This is a genomic window from Actinoplanes sp. NPDC049265, from assembly GCF_043197135.1.
Lineage (GTDB): Bacteria > Actinomycetota > Actinomycetes > Mycobacteriales > Micromonosporaceae > Actinoplanes.
This window is the reverse complement of the sequence record NZ_JBICSP010000051.1, coordinates 1-6,174: the sequence shown is the minus strand read 5'-3', so window position 1 is coordinate 6,174 and position 6,174 is coordinate 1. Positions and strand designations below refer to the sequence as shown.

The 6,174-nt window shown below is 69.4% G+C and carries 7 protein-coding genes and 2 pseudogenes; 6 read left to right on the top strand and 3 right to left on the bottom strand.

Going from position 1 to position 6,174, the window contains the following annotated elements; translation table 11 throughout:
* The 5 genes and pseudogenes from ACGFIO_RS44220 to ACGFIO_RS44200 form a co-directional block, all read left to right on the top strand.
* A pseudogene (locus tag ACGFIO_RS44220) lies at nt 1–336 on the top strand (hypothetical protein); the annotation flags it as partial.
* Nucleotides 330–1,142: a hypothetical protein gene (locus tag ACGFIO_RS44215; protein ID WP_392837276.1), complete on the top strand. Its 813-nt coding sequence runs from the start codon at nt 330–332 to the stop codon at nt 1,140–1,142. The pseudogene ACGFIO_RS44220 and the gene ACGFIO_RS44215, both read left to right, overlap by 7 nt.
* A complete protein-coding gene (locus tag ACGFIO_RS44210) occupies nt 1,109–1,342 on the top strand; it encodes a hypothetical protein (RefSeq protein WP_392837274.1) in 234 nt (77 codons plus the stop codon). The genes ACGFIO_RS44215 and ACGFIO_RS44210 overlap by 34 nt, the downstream gene beginning before the upstream one ends.
* Nucleotides 1,343–1,768: 426 nt before the next feature.
* Nucleotides 1,769–1,927 carry a hypothetical protein gene (locus ACGFIO_RS44205; protein ID WP_392837272.1) on the top strand — a complete coding sequence of 53 codons (159 nt, stop codon included), beginning with the start codon at nt 1,769–1,771 and terminating at the stop codon, nt 1,925–1,927.
* A gap of 291 nt (nt 1,928–2,218) precedes the next feature.
* On the top strand, nt 2,219–2,422 hold the full coding sequence (locus tag ACGFIO_RS44200) for a hypothetical protein (RefSeq protein WP_392837269.1): 204 nt from the start codon (nt 2,219–2,221) through the stop codon (nt 2,420–2,422).
* Nucleotides 2,423–2,535: 113 nt separating this feature from the next.
* Here the strand turns inward: ACGFIO_RS44200 and ACGFIO_RS44195 are convergent, their stop codons facing one another.
* Nucleotides 2,536–4,095 (bottom strand): MDR family MFS transporter, encoded by a 1,560-nt coding sequence (locus ACGFIO_RS44195; RefSeq protein ID WP_392837266.1) that lies wholly within the window; start codon nt 4,093–4,095, stop codon nt 2,536–2,538.
* 90 nt (nt 4,096–4,185) lie between these two features.
* On the opposite strand from ACGFIO_RS44195, the gene ACGFIO_RS44190 reads away from it, so the two are divergent.
* Complete coding sequence (locus tag ACGFIO_RS44190; RefSeq protein WP_392837263.1) at nt 4,186–4,773, top strand: TetR/AcrR family transcriptional regulator; 588 nt, start codon at nt 4,186–4,188, stop codon at nt 4,771–4,773.
* Nucleotides 4,774–5,036: 263 nt separating this feature from the next.
* On the opposite strand, the gene ACGFIO_RS44185 is transcribed toward ACGFIO_RS44190, so the two are convergent.
* Nucleotides 5,037–5,507 (bottom strand): hypothetical protein, encoded by a 471-nt coding sequence (locus tag ACGFIO_RS44185; protein WP_392837279.1) that lies wholly within the window; start codon nt 5,505–5,507, stop codon nt 5,037–5,039.
* A gap of 225 nt (nt 5,508–5,732) precedes the next feature.
* Nucleotides 5,733–6,065 (bottom strand): annotated as a pseudogene (locus tag ACGFIO_RS44180) (SAM-dependent methyltransferase); the annotation flags it as partial.
* Nucleotides 6,066–6,174: the final 109 nt, after the last annotated feature.

The following is a 6,174-nucleotide window of genomic DNA, read 5'->3' as shown; positions in this document are numbered from 1 at the left end:
GAATCACCTGACGACTTTGCCGAGGCCCTGGGGGCGGGGCCTGCCGGTCTGTTCACCGCCATCGGGCTGTCCCGACGCGGCCATCAGGTCACCGTGGTCGCCCGGGATCTGGGACCAGATCGGGCAGGCGAGTGGCCTCGTCGCGGTGTCATGCAGTTCCACCATCCGCACGCGCTGGGCCTGCCGGTGTTGCGCGCACTGTCTGCGGAGATGCCGGATGTACAGGAAGATCTGCTGGCCGCAGGTGCCGAGTACGTGATCGTGCCGGCCCGCAAGAATCATCCGGAGCTGACGGCGGGTCTACTCTGCCGACGGCGTTGTTCGAGGGCGTGCTGAGGTCCGCCGCCGCGGCCGAGCCCGGTGTCCGGCTGCGCAGCGGGCACGCCGGCGGGGTGCTCGTCGACGCCGGCCGGGTGACCGGCCTGCGGGTGGACGACGGCACGGTGCAGGCCGACCTGATCGTCAATGCCTCGGGGCGCTCCAGCCGGTTCGCAGATGCGTACCGTGCCCTCGCAGTTGGTGGTCCCTGTCCGATCGGATACGTCTCCCGGCACTACGAACTCCATCCCGGCGCAGAGCCGGGACCGTCGCATCTGCCGGTCAATGTGGTCCAGACCAGATCCGGCTATCTGGCCGCGGTCTTCCGCCAGGATCACGGTACGTTCTCCACCGTGCTGGCGACCCCGCGCAGCGACCGGCGGTTCACCACGCTGCGGCACGCCGAGACGTACGAGCTGGCGTCTCGAGCCGTGCCCGGACTGGCCGAGTGGGGCGATCCGCAGTTCAGCCGCCCGCTCGGCCCGGTGCAAGTCGGCGGAGGCCTGGACAACACCTACCGGGGCCAGCTCGACGACGACGGCCGGGTGGCCGCTCCCGGCCTGGTGCACCTCGGAGACGCGGTGTGCACCACCAACCCTACCGCCGGACGCGGGATCTCCCTGGCCCTGGAGCAGTCCCGCCAGCTTTGCGACTGCTCGGCGAGTACCCGCACGACGTCGCCGCGGCCACGCACGCATTCGACGCGTGGTGCACTCAGCAGGTCCGCCCGTGGTTCGACGACCAGGTGTACGCGGACACGGATCTGCGGCGCCGCTGGTCCGGCGGTGATGTGGACCTCACCCGGCCGCTGCCCTCGGACCTGATCCGGGAGGCCACCGTGGTGGACCGGTCGATGATGCGGGTGGTCCTGCCCTACATGCTGATGCAGGTGCCGCCGGCCTCCCTAGCCGAGATCGAGCCGCGGGCCCGAGAGATCTATGCCGACGGCTGGCGCTTGAAGCGACCCGGCCCAGACGCCGACGAACTCGCCGCGCTGATCGCGCCGGTGGCGGCCAATCACTGACTGCTCCGGAAAGCGACCGCAGCTGACAGCTTCGTAGTACGCCACGGCCGCGGCCGGCTACGAAGAGAGCTGGCTGGCTATCTCCGCGGTTCTCGGGCTCTGGCGCGAACAACGTGATTGATCTTGTGCGGGTGGGCGCCGTTATCGTGGTGCGGTGATCGACGTCCGGGTGCGCCGAGAGTCCGGCCAGATCGTGGCGAGTGCGCGTGGCTTCGAAGTGGACTCAAGAGCTCATCGACCTCGATCCCGCAGCGTTTCCGATGGTCGCGGGGCTCGGTGCCTACCTCGACACGATTTTCAACCAGCGCCAGATTCCCATCCTGCTGGCGGAGTTGGAGCGGCTCCCAACTGGGCTGATCCCTGAACCCGCCCGTGCCGAGGTCCGCCGGCTCGCGGCCCTGGTCGAGGAAGGTCAACATCTGTACTGTGGTCGCGGTCCAGGACCACCGGGTCGGTCTGCTCGGGCAGCAGCACCGCGGCGCGGGGGTGTCGCTGGTCAGTGCCTGGCGGGCACGGTCGATCTCGCCCGTCACCCGCCAGTCCGTACCGCTCACCGTCTGGAGGGCGGAGTCACTGCTGCGTTGACGGACGAGCGCGGCGAGCGCCTCGGCTACGCCGGGCGCGTCCGGGTCGCGGACGACGGTCGCGGCCAGCTGGGTGTACTGGGTGACGGTGTCGAGCACCGCCAGTGCCGGGACGTCATCACCAAGCGTGCACACGAGCACGAACCGGGACGCCGACCCGGCCACAGCGGTCGCAGCGGCTGCAGCCGCGGCTTCAGTGACGATCGCGGGTGCGGGAAGACCGGCCGTGGTGGCGGCCAGGGTGAGACGTTGCCGCGACTTGGGACCCCACGGTTGGGGGGGGGTAGTCAGGGTGAGCGCGCTGATCGGTGCTGCGCCCTGGGTGGAGGAGAAGACCAAGGCGAGCGAAGTCAACGACGTCAATCTGGGCTGGCGCCCGAAGGCCGGGGAACTACTCTGGAATCCGGACCTTCAGCAGCCGAAACGCTCCGAGAACGGTTCCTGGGACGTTCTGCTACCGCACCGGTTCGAAGGGGCCGCTACGTCGCCGCCCTGACCAACCTGATCACTGCCCGGACCCTCGCACCGCCGAATCCGTTGTGCCTTCTGCACCAACCTGCATCAACGCCGGGGCCGGGGGCTCGGCGCGAGCAAGCCCCCGGCCCCGGCTCAGTGTGCGTTGGCCGGTGCCTGCCCGGTCGGGATCTCGGCCTTCGGCGCATCGGCGAAGCCGCGCAGCGGGACGTGCTTGATGAACAGCGCGACCACGATGCCGACCGCCGCAACGATCGCGCCGAGGATGAAGGCGGCCTGGATGCCGTCGCTCACGCCGAGCTGGAAGGCGTGCCGGATCGGCTCGGGCAGGGCCCGCAGCATGGCCGGGGTCATCGCCGCGGCCGAACCGCTGCCGGTCGCCCGGGACGCCGCGACGCCGGCGTTCTCGGTGAAGGTGTCTAGCAGCCGGTTGATGTAGAGCGTGCTCAGCAACGAGACGCCGAGCGAGCCGCCCATGTTGCGCACGAAGGTGGCCGCGCCGGTCGCCGCGCCGATCGCGTTGATCGGGGAGCTGTTCTGCGCGATCAGCATGGTGGTCTGCATCAGGCAGCCCATGCCGGCGCCGAGCACGACCATGAACAGGCCGGTCATGAATCGCGAAGTGCCGACGTCCATGGTGGCGAACAGGGCCAGGCCGCCGGTCATCAGCACGGTGCCGACGATCACGAGCGCCCGGTAGTGCCCGGTGCGGGTGAGTAGCTGACCGCCGACCAACGAGACGGCCAACGCGGCGAGCATCATCGGCATCAGCAGGAGGCCGCTGTTGGTGGCCGAGGCGCCCTGCACGTACTGCTGGAACTGCGGGAGCAGGGTGAGGCCGCCGAACATCGCGAAGCCGACGATCAGGCTGAGCGCGCCGGCCAGCACGAAGTTGCGGTTCGCGAACACCGACAGCGGCATGATCGGCTCGGCGGCGCGCCGCTCGACCACGATGAACGCGGCCAGACCGGCGACGGTGACCGTGGCCAGGCCGAGGATCTGCGGGGAGGCCCAGTCGTACTCGGTGCCGCCCCAGGTGGTGATCAGTACGAGCGCAGTGATCCAGACGCTGAGCAGGGCCACGCCGAGCCAGTCGATGGTCACTTTCCCGGCGCCGCGCGGCAGCTTGGCCAGCACGAACCAGCAGACCGCGAGCGCGACCACGCCGAGCGGCAGGTTGACGTAGAACGCCCAGCGCCAGTCCAGGTTGTCGGTGATGAAGCCGCCGATCAGCGGGCCGCCGATCAACGCGACCGGCATGACGCCCATCGTCACGCCCTGGTACTTGCCGCGCTCGCGCGGCGGGACGATGTCGGCCAGCACCGCCATGACGCCGACCATCAGGCCACCGGCGCCGAGGCCCTGCAGGGCGCGGAAGGCGATCAGCTCGCCCATGTTCTGCGACATGCCGCAGAGGGCCGAGCCGACCAGGAAGATCGCGATCGAGCTGAGGAAGGTGATCCGGCGGCCGAGCAGGTCACCGAGCTTGCCCCAGATCGGGGTGGCGACGGTGGAGGCGAGCACGTAGCCGGTGGTCACCCAGCCCAGGTGGCTCAGGCCGTGCAGTTCGCCGACGATCGTGGGCAGCGCGGGCGCCACGATCATGTTGTCGAGCATGGCGAGCAGCATCGCGATCACGAGGCCGCTCATGGTGACAATGATTTCGCGATGAGTGAAGCGGGCGGGTTGGGTCACGGCGAGTTCCTTCGGTAGTCTTACTTACCGGCCGGTTAAGAGCCTAACTTGCCGGCCGGTAAGTTGGCAACGAGGAAGGGCTGGGCAGTGATGGCAGCGGCAGGCCAGCGGCGGGGCGCCGACACGAAGGCGGAGATCCGCAAGGTGGCCATCGAACTGTTCACCGAGCGCGGCTACGAGGCCACCTCCCTGCGCGAGATCGCCGAGCGGCTGGGCATCACCAAGGCCGCGCTCTATTACCACTACAGCAGCAAGGAGAGCATCGTCCGGTCCATCTTCGAGGCCCACCTCGAGGCGCTGGACGAGCTCACCGCCTGGGCCCGCAAGCAGCCGCCCGGCCCGGAGCTACGCGCCCGGGCCGTCGACCGGATGGTCGACCTCGGCATCGGCAGCGGCATGGCCGTGATGAGGTTCGCGATGGCCAACCAGCACGTGATCCGCGAGCTGCACGACGAGAAGGGCCGGGAGAACGTGTTCGGCAAGATGACCGAGCTGTTCGACATCCTGACCGGCCCGGACGCCCCGATCGCCGAGGTGCTGCGGGTCCGGGCCGCGCTGCTCAGCGTCAGCCTGGTGCTGATGTCCTCGCGTGGCCTTGACGCCTCCGAGGCCGAGATCACCGCCGCCGCCCGCGACATCGCCCACACCCTGATCGGCAGCGGAAAGCCCGCGGCGTGACCGGGCCGGACCGCTGCTAGCCTCCGGGCCATGTCGATCAAGGCCCAATTGCTGGGGTCCGCGATATCGCGCTGGGGGACGCCGAAATCGCGGTGCTTACTGGAGTGCCACGCGTCGATGGTCTCGCCTTTGACGCTGATCGTGGTCTCGGTCAGCCGGTCGCAGTCGAACAGTCCCCGTCGAGGATGACCTAAGACCAGCCGCCCGCGACGACTCGGCGCATCGCCGTGAGCAGTCCCTGAGCCTGCGCGGCCGGGACGGCGTCACCATCGTCGGGGTAGCGGTCCGGGAGATCCCGAACCCGGCACCCAGCAGGGTCTATAGAAGCATCTCAATGCTATCTCGACTTGCTGGTACTCGGCGTTGGCGGTTAACGCCGTCTCCCACGCCAGCACGGCCTTGACCCGCAACGGGTCAGCAGCGGGCAGGCCGCGGGTGACCTGGTAAGCGTGCGAGGCCCAGGCGTACCACCTGGCCTGCGAGGCGCGACGGTCGTTGCCGCAATGAACAGCCGCTCTGGCCCACAGCAGGTCCGGCGGGTCGCCGACGTCGGTGGGTGGTGGCCGGTCCATGACGTCCCACAGAGCGGCCGCCACCCGGCGTCGCTTGCGCAGGGTGGCGGCGGTGTCTACGGCGGCAACCAGCTGCGCCAGCACGGCACGCCAACCACCCACCTCGACGTCGTACGCACTGGCAGAGGAACGCGGTGGGGTGGGGTTGCTCACGGGGGTCATGGCCGCCTCGCCACGTACGCGTAGCCGATCGCGTCGGCCTCGCCGACACCGTCGCCTGGGCCGGGGTGCAGATCGGGCCGCCAGCCGATGGTGGACACCAGACCATCGCCGTCGGGTTGCAGGCCGAGCCCGTCCAGGATGGTGTGGAGTTCGTGGCGGGTGCGGGGGCAGATGGTGCCGTGGCCGGTCGGTGTTGTTCAACTCTGCCCGTAGCCGGCGGCGTTGGTGTTCCGGTAGCGGGTCGTGGGTGGCGTGGGTGACCGCGAGGAAGCTGCCCGGGGCCAGCGGCGCGGAGAGCTCGGTCAGGACCTGGGCGATCAGGTCGGTGTCGGGTTCGAAGTGCAGCACCGCGGCCAGCAGCAGCCCGACCGGCTGGGTCAGGTCCAGGGTGGTCCTGAGGTCTGGGTGGCGCAGGATGTCGCCGGGCCGGGTGAGGTCGGCGTCGAGGTAGGCGGTCCGCCCTCCGGGTTGCTGGTCAGCAGCGCACGGGCATGGGACAGGACCAGGGGATCCGCTGGTGCTCGAGCAGGCGGCGGTAAGGCCGGCGTTGTTGGTCAAGACGTGCAGCGGCCGCTGAGTGGCTGTCCATCGTTCGGCGAATGTCTTGATAGAGTACCCATCCTCACGCAGTAACGCCCAGGGCCTCGGCAAAGTCGTCAGGTGATAG

Bases quoted from the DNA above. Each gene is read 5' to 3' on its own strand.
- ACGFIO_RS44190 (WP_392837263.1), top strand. From the start codon at position 4,186: ATGGCAGCGGCAGGCCAGCGGCGGGGCGCCGACACGAAGGCGGAGATC.
- ACGFIO_RS44185 (WP_392837279.1), bottom strand. From the start codon at position 5,507: ATGACCCCCGTGAGCAACCCCACCCCACCGCGTTCCTCTGCCAGTGCG.